This is a genomic window from Nocardiopsis sp. FR4 (genome assembly GCF_009830945.1).
Taxonomy (GTDB): domain Bacteria; phylum Actinomycetota; class Actinomycetes; order Streptosporangiales; family Streptosporangiaceae; genus Nocardiopsis.
This window is the reverse complement of record NZ_VWVV01000019.1, coordinates 78,820-94,135: the sequence shown is the minus strand read 5'-3', so window position 1 is coordinate 94,135 and position 15,316 is coordinate 78,820. Positions and strand designations below refer to the sequence as shown.

18 protein-coding genes and 1 pseudogene are annotated in these 15,316 nt (G+C 73.2%); 10 read left to right on the top strand and 9 right to left on the bottom strand.

Going from position 1 to position 15,316, the window contains the following annotated elements; all coding sequences use genetic code 11:
* Positions 1–118 precede the first annotated feature (118 nt).
* The 4 genes from FYW95_RS18490 (at position 119) to FYW95_RS18475 (ending at position 3,725) form a co-directional block, all read left to right on the top strand.
* Positions 119–1,246, top strand: a complete 1,128-nt coding sequence (locus FYW95_RS18490) for a sensor histidine kinase (protein WP_159944469.1) — start codon at positions 119–121, stop codon at positions 1,244–1,246.
* Complete coding sequence (locus FYW95_RS18485; RefSeq protein WP_159944468.1) at positions 1,243–1,929, top strand: response regulator; 687 nt, start codon at positions 1,243–1,245, stop codon at positions 1,927–1,929. Before FYW95_RS18490 ends, FYW95_RS18485 begins: the two co-directional genes overlap by 4 nt.
* A gap of 114 nt (positions 1,930–2,043) precedes the next feature.
* Complete coding sequence (locus tag FYW95_RS18480) at positions 2,044–2,727, top strand: DUF2306 domain-containing protein (protein ID WP_159944467.1); 684 nt, start codon at positions 2,044–2,046, stop codon at positions 2,725–2,727.
* Entirely contained in the window at positions 2,724–3,725 is a 1,002-nt protein-coding gene (locus FYW95_RS18475) for an NAD(P)-dependent alcohol dehydrogenase (protein WP_236567979.1), read from the top strand. The genes FYW95_RS18480 and FYW95_RS18475 overlap by 4 nt, the downstream gene beginning before the upstream one ends.
* A 209-nt stretch (positions 3,726–3,934) precedes the next feature.
* Here FYW95_RS18475 and FYW95_RS18470 read toward each other — a convergent pair.
* A pseudogene (locus FYW95_RS18470) lies at positions 3,935–4,192 on the bottom strand (histidine kinase); the annotation flags it as partial.
* 41 nt (positions 4,193–4,233) lie between these two features.
* On the bottom strand, positions 4,234–4,929 hold the full coding sequence (locus FYW95_RS18465; RefSeq protein ID WP_159944466.1) for a GAP family protein: 696 nt from the start codon (positions 4,927–4,929) through the stop codon (positions 4,234–4,236).
* 65 nt (positions 4,930–4,994) lie between these two features.
* Here FYW95_RS18465 and FYW95_RS18460 point away from each other — a divergent pair, with 65 nt between their 5' ends.
* Both FYW95_RS18460 and FYW95_RS18455 read left to right on the top strand, forming a co-directional pair.
* Positions 4,995–5,627, top strand: coding sequence for a TetR/AcrR family transcriptional regulator (locus FYW95_RS18460; protein ID WP_159944465.1), 633 nt, complete (start codon positions 4,995–4,997; stop codon positions 5,625–5,627).
* 134 nt (positions 5,628–5,761) lie between these two features.
* Positions 5,762–6,283: a GNAT family N-acetyltransferase gene (locus FYW95_RS18455; protein WP_370462425.1), complete on the top strand. Its 522-nt coding sequence runs from the start codon at positions 5,762–5,764 to the stop codon at positions 6,281–6,283.
* A gap of 4 nt (positions 6,284–6,287) precedes the next feature.
* Here the strand turns inward: FYW95_RS18455 and FYW95_RS18450 are convergent, their stop codons facing one another.
* Both FYW95_RS18450 and FYW95_RS18445 read right to left on the bottom strand, forming a co-directional pair.
* Entirely contained in the window at positions 6,288–6,695 is a 408-nt protein-coding gene (locus FYW95_RS18450) for a MarR family winged helix-turn-helix transcriptional regulator (RefSeq protein ID WP_159944463.1), read from the bottom strand.
* Positions 6,696–6,858: 163 nt separating this feature from the next.
* Positions 6,859–7,656, bottom strand: coding sequence for a class I SAM-dependent methyltransferase (locus FYW95_RS18445; protein WP_159944462.1), 798 nt, complete (start codon positions 7,654–7,656; stop codon positions 6,859–6,861).
* Between the two features lie 524 nt (positions 7,657–8,180).
* Between FYW95_RS18445 and FYW95_RS18440 the strand changes: the two genes are divergently transcribed.
* Positions 8,181–8,498 (top strand): hypothetical protein, encoded by a 318-nt coding sequence (locus tag FYW95_RS18440; protein WP_159944461.1) that lies wholly within the window; start codon positions 8,181–8,183, stop codon positions 8,496–8,498.
* A gap of 352 nt (positions 8,499–8,850) precedes the next feature.
* On the opposite strand, the gene FYW95_RS18435 is transcribed toward FYW95_RS18440, so the two are convergent.
* The 3 genes from FYW95_RS18435 to FYW95_RS18425 form a co-directional block, all read right to left on the bottom strand.
* Positions 8,851–9,237: a DoxX family protein gene (locus FYW95_RS18435; RefSeq protein WP_159944460.1), complete on the bottom strand. Its 387-nt coding sequence runs from the start codon at positions 9,235–9,237 to the stop codon at positions 8,851–8,853.
* Positions 9,238–9,334: 97 nt separating this feature from the next.
* Positions 9,335–9,814: a carboxymuconolactone decarboxylase family protein gene (locus FYW95_RS18430; protein WP_159944459.1), complete on the bottom strand. Its 480-nt coding sequence runs from the start codon at positions 9,812–9,814 to the stop codon at positions 9,335–9,337.
* 85 nt (positions 9,815–9,899) lie between these two features.
* A complete protein-coding gene (locus FYW95_RS18425; RefSeq protein WP_160050593.1) occupies positions 9,900–10,781 on the bottom strand; it encodes a sigma-70 family RNA polymerase sigma factor in 882 nt (293 codons plus the stop codon).
* A gap of 131 nt (positions 10,782–10,912) precedes the next feature.
* Between FYW95_RS18425 and FYW95_RS18420 the strand changes: the two genes are divergently transcribed.
* Positions 10,913–11,074 (top strand): transposase, encoded by a 162-nt coding sequence (locus FYW95_RS18420; RefSeq protein WP_159944457.1) that lies wholly within the window; start codon positions 10,913–10,915, stop codon positions 11,072–11,074.
* Positions 11,075–11,535: 461 nt separating this feature from the next.
* Here FYW95_RS18420 and FYW95_RS18415 read toward each other — a convergent pair whose 3' ends face one another.
* Positions 11,536–12,099 carry a dihydrofolate reductase family protein gene (locus FYW95_RS18415; protein ID WP_159944456.1) on the bottom strand — a complete coding sequence of 188 codons (564 nt, stop codon included), beginning with the start codon at positions 12,097–12,099 and terminating at the stop codon, positions 11,536–11,538.
* A gap of 166 nt (positions 12,100–12,265) precedes the next feature.
* Between FYW95_RS18415 and FYW95_RS18410 the strand changes: the two genes are divergently transcribed.
* Entirely contained in the window at positions 12,266–13,696 is a 1,431-nt protein-coding gene (locus tag FYW95_RS18410; RefSeq protein WP_159944455.1) for a CoA transferase, read from the top strand.
* A gap of 203 nt (positions 13,697–13,899) precedes the next feature.
* A complete protein-coding gene (locus FYW95_RS18405) occupies positions 13,900–14,382 on the top strand; it encodes a VOC family protein (RefSeq protein ID WP_159944454.1) in 483 nt (160 codons plus the stop codon).
* Between the two features lie 139 nt (positions 14,383–14,521).
* On the opposite strand, the gene FYW95_RS18400 is transcribed toward FYW95_RS18405, so the two are convergent.
* Positions 14,522–15,289 (bottom strand): (2Fe-2S)-binding protein, encoded by a 768-nt coding sequence (locus FYW95_RS18400; RefSeq protein WP_370462997.1) that lies wholly within the window; start codon positions 15,287–15,289, stop codon positions 14,522–14,524.
* Positions 15,290–15,316: the final 27 nt, after the last annotated feature.

Below are 15,316 nucleotides of genomic sequence, written 5' to 3'. Positions count from 1 at the left end.
GACGGCGGGGGGACCGCCGCCGACCGCCCCCGGGCGCGGTCGGCGCCCGTCGGGGAGCGGGGCGCCTCTCCTCCTTCTGACCGGTCCGCGCGGCGGCCCGGCCCCGTACGATGAACGCGTGTACGATCTCCTCCGCTCCGTGTGGGACGAGCCCCGCCCCTGCGACCCCCCTCCCCGGCGGTGGTGGGACTGGGCGCTGGTCGGGGTGTTCGCGGTGGCCGCGGTGGTCGAGGGCGCCCTGCGCCCGGACCTGCCCCTGCGGTTAGCGTCGGTGGCGCTCGTCGTCGCGCTGGTGCCCACGCTGCTGTGGCGCCGCACCCGGCCTCTGCTGGCGCTCGCGCTGGCCTTCGGCGCCTCGGGGCTGTTCCTGCTGGTGCCGGGCGCCGAACCCGTGGAGATGTACACCACGGTGTGCTTCCTGTTCCTGGTCCACGCGCTGTTCCGGTGGGGCTCGGGGCGCGAGGTCGCGACAGGGTCGGCCATCGTGCTCGCCAAGCTCCTCCTCCCGGCCCCCGGACCCGCCGACGCGGTCGGAGGGTTCGCCGTCCTGTTCGCGGTGGCCGCCCTGGGCACGGCCCTGCGGTACCGGGCCAGGGCCAGGCGGCGTGAACTCGACCAGGCCCGGCTGGTCGAACGCGAGCGACTGGCCCGCGACCTGCACGACACCGTCGCCCACCACGTCTCGGCGATGGCCATCCGCGCCCAGGCGGGGCTGGCCACGGCCCCGGCGCGGCCGGAGGCGGCGGTCGAGGCGCTGAGGGTGATCGAGTCCGAGGCCAGGGCCGCCCTCACCGACATGCGTGCCATGCTCCGGGTCCTGCGCCGCGACGAACCCGCGGAGCTGGCCCCCAGCCCGCGCGTCGGCGACCTGCGCCGGCTCGCGGGTCGGTCCGGGCCCGGACCGACCGTGGACGTGGAACTCCTGGGCGACCTCGACGACCTGCCCCCGGCGGTCGCGGCGACCGTCTACCGCCTGGCCCAGGAATCGGTCACCAACGCCCGACGGCACGCCCGCCACGCCACCCGCGTCCGGGTCCGCGTGGTCGCCGACGACACGTCGGTGCGCCTGCGGGTGAGCGACGACGGCGACCTCAGCCCCCTGCGTCCCGCTCCGGAGCCGGGGTACGGGCTCCGCGGCATGATCGAGCGCGCCGACCTGCTCGGCGGCACCTGCCGGGCCGCCCCCAACCCCGACCGCGGCTGGACCGTGACCGCCGTACTGCCCCGCTCCGGAGCGGCCACGTGAGCATCCGGGTGGTCGTCGCCGACGACCAGGAGATCGTCCGCACCGGCCTGAGCATGATCCTCAGCGCCCAACCGGACATCGAGGTGGTCGGGGAGGCCGCAGACGGGCGGGCGGCGATCGACCTGGCGCGGCGCCTGCGCCCCGACGTGTGCCTGTTCGACGTCCGCATGCCCGGGATCGACGGTATCGAGGCCACCCGCTCCCTGGCCGGGCCGACCGTGGAGGACCCGCTCGCCGTCGTCGTGATCACCGTCTTCGACCTGGACGACTACGTCTACGCCGCGCTCCGGGCGGGTGCCCGGGGGTTCCTGCTCAAGGACGCCGGCCCCGACCTGCTCGCCGAGGCCGTGCGCGCGGCCGCCCGGGGGGACGCGCTCATCGCCCCCAGCGTCACCGCCCGGCTGCTCGGCGCGTTCGCCGCCTCCGGCCCCGCGGCCCCGCCCGTGCGGCCCGCCGAGGCCCTGACCGAACGGGAGGAGCAGATCCTCGTGGCCGTGGCGCACGGGCGCACCAACGCCGAGATCGCCGCCGAGTTCTACATCACGCTCAGCACCGTCAAGACCCACGTCGCCAGCCTGATGGCCAAACTCGGTGCCCGCAACCGCGTCGAGATCGCCATGTGGGCCTACGAGACGCACCGGGTCAGGAGCGGTTTCGGGAACGGGGGCTCCCCCCGCGGCTGAGCTCCGCGCGGCGGTGCGCGGCCCGGGTGGGACCCGCTCCTCGTACTATCGGCCGATACGGTTCAGGCCCAAGTTCCGATGAACCCCCGCCCCCGCGACCGCCACGATGCAAGCATGGCAACGAAGGACACATCCTCCCCCCGGCGCACGTGGCTCGTTCCCGCCCTTCTGATCCTGCTCAGCGCGGTCCCGGTGCTCGCGGGCGGCTTCCGCTTGGGCGAACTGGGCGGCGGCGCGCCGGTCACCCCCGACAACGCCCGCTTCTTCGACTCCCCCCTCCCCGTGGTGCTGCACATCGTCAGCGCCAGCCCGTACTGCGTCCTGGGCGCCTTCCAGTTCTCCGCGTCCCTGCGCCGCAGGCGTCCGGGATGGCACCGGGCCTCGGGCCGCCTGCTCGTCCCGCTCGGGCTCCTCGCGGCGCTCACGGGGCTGTGGATGACCTTGTTCTACGCCACCCCCGCGCCGGACGGCGTCCTGCTCATGGTGTTGCGGCTGGTGTTCGGCTCGGCCATGGCCGCGGCCCTGGTACTCGGTTTCGCGGCGGTGCGGCGGCGCGACATCGCCGGGCACCGCGCCTGGATGATCCGCGGCTACGCGATCGGCCAGGGGGCGGGCACCCAGGTCTTCACCCACCTGCCCTGGACGCTGCTGCTGGGCGAGCCCGGCGAACTCAGCAGGGCGGTGCTCATGGGCGCGGGCTGGGTGATCAACGTGGTCGTGGCCGAGTGGGTCATCCGCCGCCTCGCGCGCCGATCCGCACACAGCCCCTCGGCCCCCCGTCCGGAGGTGGCGCGGTGAGCACGGCCGTGATGAGGGCGGTCGTGCAGGACGGGTACGGCCCACCCGACGTTCTGCGCGTGGCACGGGTGCCCGTGCCGGTGCCCGGCGACCACGGGGTGCTGGTGAGGGTCCACGCGGCCTCGGTCAACGCCTACGACTGGCACGTCATGCGGGGCGACCCGTACCTGGCGCGCCTGATGGACCGCTCCGTGTTCGGCCTCCGCGGGCCTCGGGTGCGCGTCCGCGGCCGCGACTTCGCGGGCCGGGTGGAGGCGGTCGGGGCAGGCGTGACCCGGTGGCGTCCCGGCGACGAGGTGTACGGGGAGGCCGACGCCGCGTTCGCCGAGTACGTGTGCGTGGACGAGGGCGCGGCCCTGCCCAAACCCGCGAACCTGACCTTCGAGCAGGCGGCGGCCGTGCCGCTGGCCGGGACGACCGCCCAGGCGGGCCTGGGTCCGGTGGGCCGGGTGGAACCGGGCCACCGGGTCCTGGTCAACGGGGCCTCCGGCGGCGTCGGCACCTTCGCCGTGCAGATCGCACGCGCGCTCGGCGCGCGGGTGACCGCCGTGTGCTCCACGCGCAACGCCGACCTGGTCCGCTCCCTGGGCGCGGAGCGCGTGGTCGACTACACGCGGGAGGACTTCACCCGCGGGGGCCAGCGCCACGACCTCGTCCTGGACCTGGTGGGCAACCGCTCGCTGGGCGCGCTGCGCCGGGCCGTGACCCCCACCGGGACGCTCGTCCTGTCCGGAGGCGGCGTGTCCCGGGGCGGCAGCCCCGTCGGGCCGATGCGGCTCCTGCTCACCGGTCGGGCGCTGGCACCCCTGCTGCGCCAGCGCGTGCTGCTGCTCGGAGAGGAGCCGCGCGCACGGGCGCGCACGGAACTGGAACGGCTCCTGGCCTCCGGCCAGGTGGTCCCCGTCGTGGAGCGCACCTTCCCCCTGGCCCGGACTCCCGAGGCCATCCGCCACCTTGAGGTGGAGCACGCCCGCGCCAAGGTAGTCGTCACCGTGTGAGGGAGGACGGCCCGCCCCGACCCGGACCGGTGCCCTTCCTCGGGCGTCGGCGGGCGTGCGGGAAGCGGTGCGGCGGGCCGCCTCCGGGGCGGGGCGCGCGGGTGGGGGAGCGGCGGTGTACACCCGCACCCGGGGTCCTCGGGGGCCGGCAGCAGCGCGCGCCCCAGCGTTGCCTGGGCGTGGGCGCAGGCGCGCACCACCGGCACCAGGGTGAGCGCGAACAGGGCGCCGCAGGCCATGTGCACCACCGTGGTGGCCAGCACCGGGGACTGCGGGTACAGGTAGGTGCCCACGCCCGTGTAGTCCGGGAGCGTGTACAGCGACCAGCCCCAGAGCGGGTGGAGCAGCCCGCCCAGCGTCCCGGCCCACCAGGCGGCGGTGACGGCGAAGGAGACCACGGGCAGGGCGAGCAGGGTGTAGCGGGTGTCGGCGGCCAGTCGGGCCAGGAGCGAGGGGGAGGTGTCCATGGTGTCGACGCTACGCCCGGCGGAGGCGCCGGCCCGGGGCGTCACAGGGGGATCAGGGAGACGCCGGTTCCCTCCAGGACGCCGGTGAGGGCCACCCCGTGCCGTAGGACGAGGAAGCCCACGATGCCGGTGATCCAGCCCACGGCCTCCCGGGAGCCGGACTCGGCCCTGGCCCGCCAGCGCGCCAGACGGGGGTGCAGCCGCTCACCCAGGGCGCGGTGGCCCAGGTAGAGCAGGGTCGGGGGGAGCACCATGACGGTGGTGTAGGCGGCGAGCAGGGGGAGCCACACCGCGGGGTGGAGTTCGGCGGTGGTGATGACGCCGATCGCGCCGAAGTAGGGCAGGGCCGTGCCCGCCTCCAGCAGTCCGGTGACCAGGCCCAGACCGACCATCGCGGCGGCCCCCAGGGTGGCGGGCCTGCGTCGCCGGCGCGGCTTGTCGGGCATGAACAGGGCGTACAGGAGCATCCCCGCGCCCAGGACCGCCAGCGGCCAGCCGAGCAGGCGGCTGTAGGCCAGACCGCCGAGCAGGTCGAACAGGGCGCCGAAGCCGAGGACGAGCGCGCAGCCCAGGGTGAAGTAGAAGGCGGCCACGGTGGCCAGGTAGGTGAACAGGGGGCGCGCCACCGAGCGCGCCCCGCTGAGCAACACGTACAGCGACACGCCGATGGTGGCGGGGCTGAGCGTGTCGAGCAGGGCCAGGCCGGCGACCGGGAGCAGCACGTCGAGCGGCGGCATGGCCACCCTCCTTTTTCATACGACTGTGCCAAATAAAATAACACGACTGTGCTAGAAAAGGGAGGGTGCCCAAGATCGTCGACCACGAACAGCGCCGCAGGGAACTGGCCGAGGCCCTGTGGCGGGTCATCGCCGAATCCGGACCCGAGGCCGTGTCCATCCGCTCCGTCGCCGCCGAGGCGGGCTGGTCGCCCGGGGCGCTGCGCCACTACTTCGCCACGCGCGAGGACCTGCTGGTCTTCGCCGTGAACCTGTCGGAGGAGCGCGTGACCCGGCGTATCGCGGAGCTGCGGCGCACCCAGTCCCCGCACACGCCCCTGCTGGAACAGGTGGCCGCCTACGCCGAGCAGCTCCTGCCCCTGGACCCGGTCCGGCGCGCCGAGTACCGGGCCTGGGAGTCCGCCGCGCTGCTGGGGGAGTACGACCGTGAGCGCGGGCGCCACTGGAACGCCCAGCGCGGGCTCTACCGCCAACTGGTCGCGGCCCTGGCCGGGGTCCCCGCGCCGGATCCCTCCGGCCCCCACCCCGAAGCGGCGGTGGAGGAGTGGTCCGGCCACCTGCACACCTACGTCGACGGCCTGGCCCTGCAACTGGTGCTCAGCCCGGCGACAACCGGACCGGACCGGGCCCGGCAGTCGTTGCGTGTCTTCCTGGCCCGCGTGCGGGAGGCGCTGCGCGACCACGACGCCTTCTCCTGACAGCCGCGGGAGGAAACCGTCGCGCCCACTGGACACGATGTCCGATACTGGGGGTGCCAGTGGTCAAAAGTGATGGGGAGGCGCGTGTGAGCAGCGGTCAGACCAGGGAGACGGCAGCAGTCCAGCAGAGCGACCTGACCTACAGACAAGCCCGCCCCGACGACGTTCCGGCCCTGGTCGAGCTGGTCAACTCCTGCTACCGGGGTGAGTCCTCCACCCAGGGCTGGACCACCGAAGCCCACCTGCTCGACGGCCAGCGCGTGGACGCCGACGGCATGGCCGAGCTGTTGGAGCGCACCAACACGATGGTCCTGGTCGCCGAGTCCCAGGGGCGCATCGTGGCCTGCTGCGAGCTCCAGCGCGGCGTCAACGGCGCCTACTTCGGCATGTTCTCGGTGCTGCCCGCCATCCAGGGCGGCGGCCTGGGCAAGCGCGTCCTGGCCGAGGCCGAGCGCAGGGCCGCCCAGCAGTGGGGCTGCCGCCTGATGCGGATGAAGGTGCTCAAGCAGCGCCCGGAGCTGATCGCCTGGTACGAGCGGCGCGGCTACACCAGCACCGGCAAGACCGAGCCCTTCCCCTACGGGGACGAGACCTTGGGCCTGCCCCGTCGCGCCGACCTGGCCTTCGTCGAGCTCACCCGGGAACTGCCCGCCTGAGGGGTCAGACCTGTTCGAGGTTGGCCGACATCCGCTCCAGCACGTCGACGGCGGTGCGGTACTCCTCCTCGCTGATCCCGCGCGAGATGCGCTCACGGGCCTCGCGCACCCTGGTGAACAGGGCCTCGTGCCGGGTGCGGCCCTCGGGGGTCAGTCTCAGGGAGCCCTCTCCCTCCACCCAACCGCGCTCACGCAACTGCTCCACCACGGGGGCGACGGTGTCCTCGCCCTCGTCCAGGAAGGGGGTGAGTCTGTCGTCCAGGTCGGCGATGGTCCCGGGGTCGGTGTGCAGGGAGTTGAGCACCTGCCAGTGGCGGCGCCCCAGGTCCTCCGAGGCCAGGACGCGGTCCAGGTCGTTCTCGATGAGCCGGTCCAGGTGTTTGAGCCAGTAACCGATCGGCAGGTCGGACATGACGCCTCCTCCAGACGGACCTCGGTGGACTGCCGTGCCGCGCGAGACCGAAGAATAGGGTGCCGCGCGCTGGACCGCCAGTGCCCCGTGCGGGTGTCGCTCCTGTCATGAGTCTTCCCCGGACGCGCGGCCTCCCCCCCGGGCCCCGGGGATCAGGGGCGGGTCAGACCCGGCACAGGACCGCGCCGCGGGGGATGACGAAGACCCCGTCGGGGTCCTGGCTCCACGCCGTCCACCCCGCCGAGATGCGCTCCAGCTCCTCCCGGGTGGCGTGGCCCTCCGCGACCGCCTGGCGGCCCATGTCCGAGTCCAGGATGCGCCGGGCCCACATGCCGCCCCACCAGGCGCGTCGGTCGGGCGCGGAGTGGCTCCAGACCTCGGCCACGTAGGTGACGTCGGTGAACCCGGCCGCGCGTGCCCAGGCCACCATGCGCCGCCCCGCGTCGGGTTCACCTCCGTTGCGCCGAGCCACGCGCTGGTACAGGTCCATCCACGCGTCCAGCTCGGGCAGGCGCGGGTACCAGTACATGCCCGAGTAGTCGCTGTCGCAGGCGGCCACGACCCCGCCCGGCCTGGCCACCCGGCGCATCTCGCTCAGCGCCCGGACCGGGTCGGCGACGTGCTGCAGCACCTGGTGGGCGTGGACGACGTCGAAGGTGCCGTCGGGCAGGTCCAGCGCGTGCACGTCGCCGACCAGGAACTCGATGTCCTCCGCCCCGGACTCCCGCGCGGTGGCGCGGGCCAGCTCCACGGCCTCGGCCGAGGAGTCCACGGCGGTGACCCGCCCGGGGGCCACCCGGCGGGCCAGGTCGACGGTGATGCTGCCCGGGCCGCAGCCCACGTCCAGCAGGGAGCGGCCGGGGACCACCGCGTCGAGGGCGTAGGCGGCGGAGTTCTCCGCGTCGCGCCAGCGGTAGGAGTTGGTGACCGTGGGGTGCTGGCCGTGGGTGTAGCGCGTCATGGATCGCCCTCTCGTGGGTCGCCGCTGCGTACCGACACCCGGACCCTACACCCATGTCTCTTAATATGAGATACAAATATCATAATTTGAGATACAAGGAGGGATCGGCCCCACGGGGGCCGACGTGGTATCCGCCGAAAAGCGGGCGGATACGGCCGTTGGGCTTCCGGGCTCGGGGTGTGGGTGCTGGGCGAGGGGCGGCGGGTTGAAGACGCGGGCGTTCGCGGCCCGGGCCTCCTCGCACGATCCAGGTCCCAGCGGCGGGCGGACCGCTCGATCAACGACTCCTGCCAGTCCCGCCCCAAGGGAGTGGGGCGAGCTCCCGGCTGAGGAGCAGCTGACGTCGGACCTGTCCGGGGACGAGCCCGAAGCGCTGGCCGAGCAGGTCTAGCTGGCCTCCGGCCTCGGGCCCGAGGAACTCCACCGCTTCGCCCGGGCCTTCCTGGAACGGCTGTGACCCTCCCCCGGCAGGCAGCGGCCGCGTCGGCACCCCCTGTGGCGGGTGTGGGATCGCACGAGAAGACGTGCTGGTTCCACGGGCGCGGCCACGACGGCATCGTGGGCGCCGCGTCGGCGGCGGAGGGGACCTGGCCGCCGTCCAGGATGACCTGGGCCCGCCGGGCCAGGTCCGGGTCAGCGCCGCCTGGAACCAGAGCCTGCGTGTCATCGTGCCCGGCTCACCGTCCTGCCCGGCGTCGTTCACGCCCCACAGGCCGCCGTGGGCGCCGGGTCCGGCCTCGGTGAGCCAGGCCATCGCCGAGGAGCGGGCGGGGGAAGAGGCTGTAGGCGTCGGGGGAGGCGTGCCCGAGCAACGCTTGGACCTGAGCGGGGTCGGGGCCTGACGAGCATCCCGGTGAGACGTCGCGGTAAGGCGCCGTCGGCGTACCGCTTGACGTGACATTTCGTTGCGACGCACGTAGGGGGTGGGGGTTGATCTCGTCGCTGGCCGGGCGGAGTCTGGTGGTGCTGGAGAGGGCCGCGCGATCGAGCACGAGCCCGGCGAAGGGCGAATGATGATGCTGCCTGGCGACGTGCTGGAACTGTCCGACAACGCCGCGACGCGCTCGCGCTGCTGCGCCTTGCGGGCCTCGGGCAAGGCCCCTTCGGACCTGAGATCGACCGCGCCCGGCTCCGGCCACCGGACACCACCGCAGCCAGGATGCTGCAGCGGCTGGTCCGCGGGTGACGGGCTGGTCAGCCGGTGAGGGGTTCCAGTGCGAAGCGGCCTATCGCCACGAAGGTGGTCAGGGTGAGGTAGCCGCCGTCCGCTAGCGCGGCTTTGGTCTCGCCTCGGCGGATCCGCATGATGATGGCGCCGGTCATGACCAGCGTCAGGCCGCTGGCCGCCAGCGGTACCAGGACCGGCGCGATGCCAAGCAAGGCGGGCACGATCAGGCCCACGGCACCGAGGATCTCCAGTGTTCCGATGGCCTTGAGGGTGCCGGGCTTGAAGTCGAGGACCCAGCGCGCGGCCTTGGCCATCGCGGCCATCCTCTCCCGTGAAACGAACAGCTTCCCGAGGCCGGAGACCAGGTAGACGGCGGTCAGCAGGCCGGTGATGATCCACAGTGCGGTGTTCATGAGTCTTACTCCTCGGCGCAATGTCTGGGGGTGGTGTCCGTGGGCGGACCCGGGGTCGTCCCGGGTCCGCTTGAGAGCCTGAGTGGGGATGTCCGCGTCAGCCGAACTGTCCGGGCTGGTACTCGCCGCCGGGTGTGCGGGTGATCACGTTCAGCCGGTTGAAGGCGTTGATCACGCAGATCAGGGCCACCAGGGCCACCAGGGCCATCAGCTGATCCTCGTCGAAGTGCCGGGCCGCGTTCGCCCACGCCTGGTCGGTGACGCCGCTGGAGTCGGCGAGGCGGGTGCCCTGCTCGGTGAGTTCCAGCGCCGCCCGCTCCGCGTCGGTGTAGACGGTCGTCTCCCGCCATGCCCCGACCAGGTTGATCCGCACCATGCTCTCGCCGGCGGCTGCGGCGTCCTTGGTGTGCATGTCGAGGCAGCCGCCGCAGCCGTTGATCTGGCTGGCGCGGATCTTCACCAGTTCCTGCACCGCCTTCGGCAGCGTCGAGTCGGTGATGGCCTTGTTCGACGAGATGACGTACTTGGCCCACTTCGCCCCGAACTCGTTGACCATGGGGTTGATCCGGGTTTCCATCTCGGTCTCCTTCGTCTTGGGATGCTTGCACCACTACGACGGAGCACCCCGCGAAGACGTAACAGCCACCTGCGCTCGACGTGCGCTACTCAGGTGGCGCGGGCAGGGCCATGGTGTCGAGGCGCTTGCGGTCGCTCACGGTCAGCAGCTCGATGATCCGGCCGTCGATCACGGTGCAGGCCACCACGCCGAGCACCTTGCCATTCGCGCCCCAGGCCACGAACCCGGGCTCGCCGTTGACCAGGACCGGGAGTACCGAGGTCATCGACCGAATGCCGCGCAGGGTCGGACCGGCCACCTCGGCCGCCCCGACCGTGGTCATCACGCCCTGCGGGTGGTAGGTGCGCCACGTCACCTTCGGATCCAGCAGCCGTACGAGCCCTTCGAAGTCCCCGTTGCGCGCCGCGGCAAGAAATGCGTCGACCACTGCGCGCTGCCGCCGCGGCTCCTCCTCTGGCGGCGATGTGCCCTGCACCTTGCGGCGGGCCCGGCTGGCGAGCATCTTGGTCGCGTCGGTAGACCGGCCGATGATCTCGGCGATCTCGGCGAAGGGCACCGCGAACATGTCATGCAGTACGAACGCCAGCCGCTCGGTGGGCGTGAGGGTGTCGAGCACCACCAGCAGTGCCAGCCCGACCGATTCGGCGAGTACCGCGTCGTCCTCGGGTGCCGCCCCGCCGTCCACGGTCACCACCAGCTCGGGCAGGACGTCCTCGTACGACCGCTCGGCCCGGGTCTTGCGCGAGCGCAGCACGTCGATGCAGATCCGGCCGACCACGGTGGTCAGCCAGCCGACCAGGTTGTCGATCGCGGCCGTGTCCTGGCGCGCCAGCCGGATCCAGGCCTCCTGCACCGCGTCCTCGGCGTCCACCCGCGATCCGAGCATCCGGTGGGCGACCGCCTCCAGGAGCTCGCGACGCTGTTCGAAGGCTGCCGCCAATGCTTCGTGCGGCCCCGATCCGGTCATGTCGTTACCTTCCCTGCGCGAACTCCGTCACTGTCATGACGCGACCGAAGGTGACGAGGTAACTGGTGTGTCCTGCGTTTTTCGGAGTCGGATTTCCGGATCCTGGGACCACGTGACCTCAAGGAGGCATCGTGGGACGTCGTGGATACCCGGCCGAGTTCCGCCGCAAGGTGCTGGACCTGGTCCAGGCCGGACGCAGGGTCGCCGACGTGGCACGCGATCTGGACATCAGCACCGAGACCGTCTACGCCTGGCGGCGCCCCGGCCGCCGCCCTTGCCGATGTTGTCGATGAACGCCAGATCCGCCCGCGTCAGCGTGAAATGCCGGTACGGCTCCTCCTTCCCGATGCCCGGAAACGACCGCAGCCGCTCCACCCGCTCATCCGAGGGGAACCGAGTCGCCATCCCACCACCCCCGCAGACGCATACAGATCGCAACGAACCGTAGCGGCGGAGATCGGCAACCGTCCAGAGAACTTGAATAGTCGCAGTTCAGAGACAGGTTCGTTGGATCTTCGGCGATTGCTGCGGGGAGCCCGTACAGCGCCGCCAGCATCGTGCCCTCGCGCATGTGCGGTGCCTCCTCCGGGCTCTCAGCGTCGGCAGCGGATGTTGCGGATGGCGGTGGCGAGCCTGGCCGGGTCGCCGATCGTGACGACCGCGTGCGTGGCGTCACAGCCGCCGTTGGCCCATCAGCCGTGCCCCGAGTCCTCGAAGCGCGGGGCCGGGCCCGCTCTGATCCGACGTCGGGCACTTAGCGCCTGGTCTCGTACCTGGTCAGGACCACACCGTCGGGAAACGTCCGGGTCTCCACCAGGGTCAGGTTCACCCAGTTGTCCAGGGCCGCGAAGAACGGCGTGCCGCCGCCCACCAAGACCGGCGCGGTGACCAGCACGTACTCGTCAATCAGCCCGGCCCGCATAGCCGCCGCGGCGAGTGTGGCGCCGCCGATGTCCATGGGGCCGCCGTCCTCGGCCTTGAACCGGGTGATCTCGGTGACCGCGTCGCCGGTGACCAGGCGGGTGTTCCAGTCGACTGTGCTGACCGTCGAGGAGAACACCGCCTTCGGCATGTCCCGCCAGCGGTGGGAGAACTCGGTCTCCGCCGGTGTGGCGCCGGGCCGCTGGTCGGCGGTCGGCCAGTAGGAGCTCATCGTCTCCCACAGCTTGCGCCCGTACAGCGCCAGGCCCGTCGCCCCCACCCGGTCGGACCACCACTGGAACAGTTCGTCGCTCGGCACACTCCAGCCGATGTCGTCGCCGGGTGCGGCGATGTAGCCGTCCAAGCTCAGGTTCATGCCGAAGGTCAGTTTCCGCATGGCGTCAGCCTCCCCGTGAGTCGGTGTTCGACGTACAGACCAGCACGCCGCGGAAAAATCATCGTCCGCGACGGCAGCGGTGAGCAGACGCGGGGCCGGGCGCCCTCCCCGTCCGTAACCCCGCTCCGGTCCGCCGACGCGGGACACGGGAGGGGAGTATGAGGCCATGACGAACGGACTCGACGCGACGACCGCCCAGGCGTGGGAAGCGGTCGGCGGAACCGCGGGGCTGGCCGCGAAGGTCTCCTACCAGAGTGCGGGGGAGGTGCTCCCCGCCGTACTGCCGGTGCGTGAACTCGCGCGCGCGACGGTCGGGGTGTGCTCACTCGCCGCGGCCGAGCTGCTGGCCGCGCGCAACGGGGGGAGCGTCCCCGGGGTGAGGGTGGACGAGGCCGCCGTGGCCACCGCCTTCGTCAGTGAACGGCACCTGCGGGTGAACGGCCGCGAGGCCACCCTCTTCGCACCCCTGTCGGGCTTCTGGAGGACCGCCGACGGGTGGGTGCGCACCCACGCGAACTACCCCCACCACCGCGTCCGGCTGCTGGAGGCCCTGGGGATCGGCCCCGGCGAGGGGCGCGGCGGCGCCGGCCCCGGAACCGGGGACGACCGCGGGGCGGCGCTGGTCGGGCCGCTCACCGAGGCGTTGGCGGAGCTCACCGCTCTGGAGGTCCAGGAGAGGGTCTACGCGGCCGGCGGCCTGGCCGTGGCCGTGGCCCCCGACCGCGACAGGGGCTCCGGCGCGCACCGCCAGCCCCTGGCCGAGATCAGGGAGGAGGAAGAGGCCGGCGGGCGTCGGCTGCCGTCCGCCCCTCTGCCCGCCACCGGAGTGCGGGTCCTCGACCTGACACGGGTCATCGCCGGTCCGGTCGCCACCCGGACCCTCGCCCTGCTCGGAGCGGACGTGCTGCGCGTGGATCCGCCCGGGCTCGCCGAGGACCCCGACAGCCACATCGACACCGGGTGGGGCAAGCGCTCCACCCTGCTGGACCTGGACTCCGCCGAGGGGCGGAGCACCTTCCAGTCGCTGCTCGACTCGGCCGACGCGGTCGTGACCGGGTACCGGCCGGGCTCCCTCGAACGGCGCGGGATGACCGCTGAGGAGCTGATGGCCCGCCGCCCCGGTCTGGTCGTCGCCCAGCTGTGCGCCTGGGGGTGGTCGGGCCCGTGGGCGGACCGGCGGGGGTTCGACAGCCTGGTACAGGCGGCCCGCGGCATCGCGGCGGCTGAGGCCGGCCCCGAGGGCCGCCCGGGCGCGCTGCCCGCCCAGGCGCTGGACCACGGCACCGGTTACCTGCTGGCCGCAGGGGTGCTGCGGGCGCTGGCCGCACGGCAGACCGACGGCCGGGGACGCCGTCTGCGGTTCTCACTGGCGGGAACCGCCGACTGGCTGCTGGGCGGGGTCGTCCCGGAACCCGCCGGGGAGGGCCCCTACGAGGCCGCTGACTGGCTGGCCCGTACCCCGTCCCCCCACGGCCCGCTGCGCCACGCGCTCCCGCCGGTCCGCTACGAGGGGTCCCCCCGGACCTGGGCGAGCCCTCCCTCCCCGTGGGGCACCGACCGCGCCGTCTGGAGGGGGGATGAGGGACACCGTGCGTGAGGGAGGGCGGAAGGCCCCGCACGGCGTCCTTCTCCGGGAGGAGCGCCCGGTGGGCCCATTCGCGGGGGCGCGGATCCCGCACGGCGACGCTCCGGGGGGTCGGAAAAGGCGTGCCGGGGCCGATGAGTTCCGCGTCCCCCGGGTGTCTACCCGGGTAGGGCGCACAGGACGCGTCCGTACCGCACCCCGGAGAGGACGAGGCGATGACCAGGCTGAACAAGATCACCCCCTGCCTGTGGTTCGACACCCAGGCCGAGGAGGCGGCCCACTTCTACGTGGGGGTGTTCGACGACTCGCGCGTCCTGCGGGTCCGCCACTACGGCCCCGAGGGGCCCCGGCCCGCCGGCATGGTGCTCACCGTGGACTTCGAGATCGACGGCCAGCAGATCACCGCCCTCAACGGCGGCCCCGAGTTCTCCTTCTCCGAGGCGTTCTCGCTCCAGGTCGTCTGCGAGGGCCAGGAGGAGTCCGACCACTACTGGAAGGTGCTCAGCGAGGGCGGCCAGCAGGGCCCGTGCGGTTGGATCAAGGACCGGTTCGGTCTGTCCTGGCAGGTCTACCCGGCCGAACTCGACGACCTGATCGAGGACCCGGACCCCGGGAGGGCCGGGCGGGCCATGCGGGCGATGCTCGCCATGGGCCGGATCGACGTCGCCGAGATCCGCCGCGCCATGGACGCGGGCTGAGCGGAGCCCCGGCCCGGGCGTCGGCGCACCCGGGCCGGACGGGTCCCTCGGAGCGGTCGCTTCCCAAGCCGGTCGCGCTCGGGGCGCGCGGCGGCTCGGACCGACCGCAGCCGACGTCGACGATTCTCCCGTCGGGCCCTCAGCCGCCCAGTGCGCAGTCCCCGCAGTACCCGCCGCCGGGCACCCGGTAGTACAGGCAGCACGTGGTGCGCCGGAAGACCGCCAGCCCCTCGTCGTCCGTACCCGCGTACCCGCCGGTCCCGGCCAGCGAGGGGCGCTCCAGCAGGTCGTGGGCGAGCGCGTGGGCCGACCCCGCGCTGTCGGGGCGGTCCGCGGACAGCGCCCGCACGGTCCCGGCCAGGGCGGCGGCCGTGTTGCCCCGCAGCAGCCCCGGCGCCACCCCGCCCACCGCGGCCAGGCCCCGGGCCAGCCGCGCCAGCACCCCCGTGACCACCGTGTGCTCCACCCAGTCGGCCACGGCCTCCCCGCCCCGGGGCGCCGGCCGGGCCCGCCGCTGGGCGGTGCGCAGCACCATCGGGCCCTCCCTGTGCGGATCCCAGTGGAAGCGGGCCGCGTCCACCAGCACCCCGTGGCACAGCGCCGCGGCCACCACCGGGGACAGCACCCGCGTCGCCAGACCCTGCTGGAACACCGACGCCGCCACCCGCCACTCCACCCGCCCGGGCCGTGACCGGGAGGCGCGTGCCAGGTGCGCGCGCACCCGCTCCACCTCGGCGGCCAGCGCGTCCGTGTCCCCGTCGATCCCCTCCAGCGGCAGCCATCCCGTGCCCGCGGGCCCCGCCTCCAGCGCGAACAACGCGTTGATCCGGCCGACGTCGGCCAGCACCGGTCCCAGCGCCCTTTCCCGCACCGCCTGCCCCTTTCCGGCGAGTAGTGCCAACACCACCCGCGTTCCACGTGGTGACGACCTCGT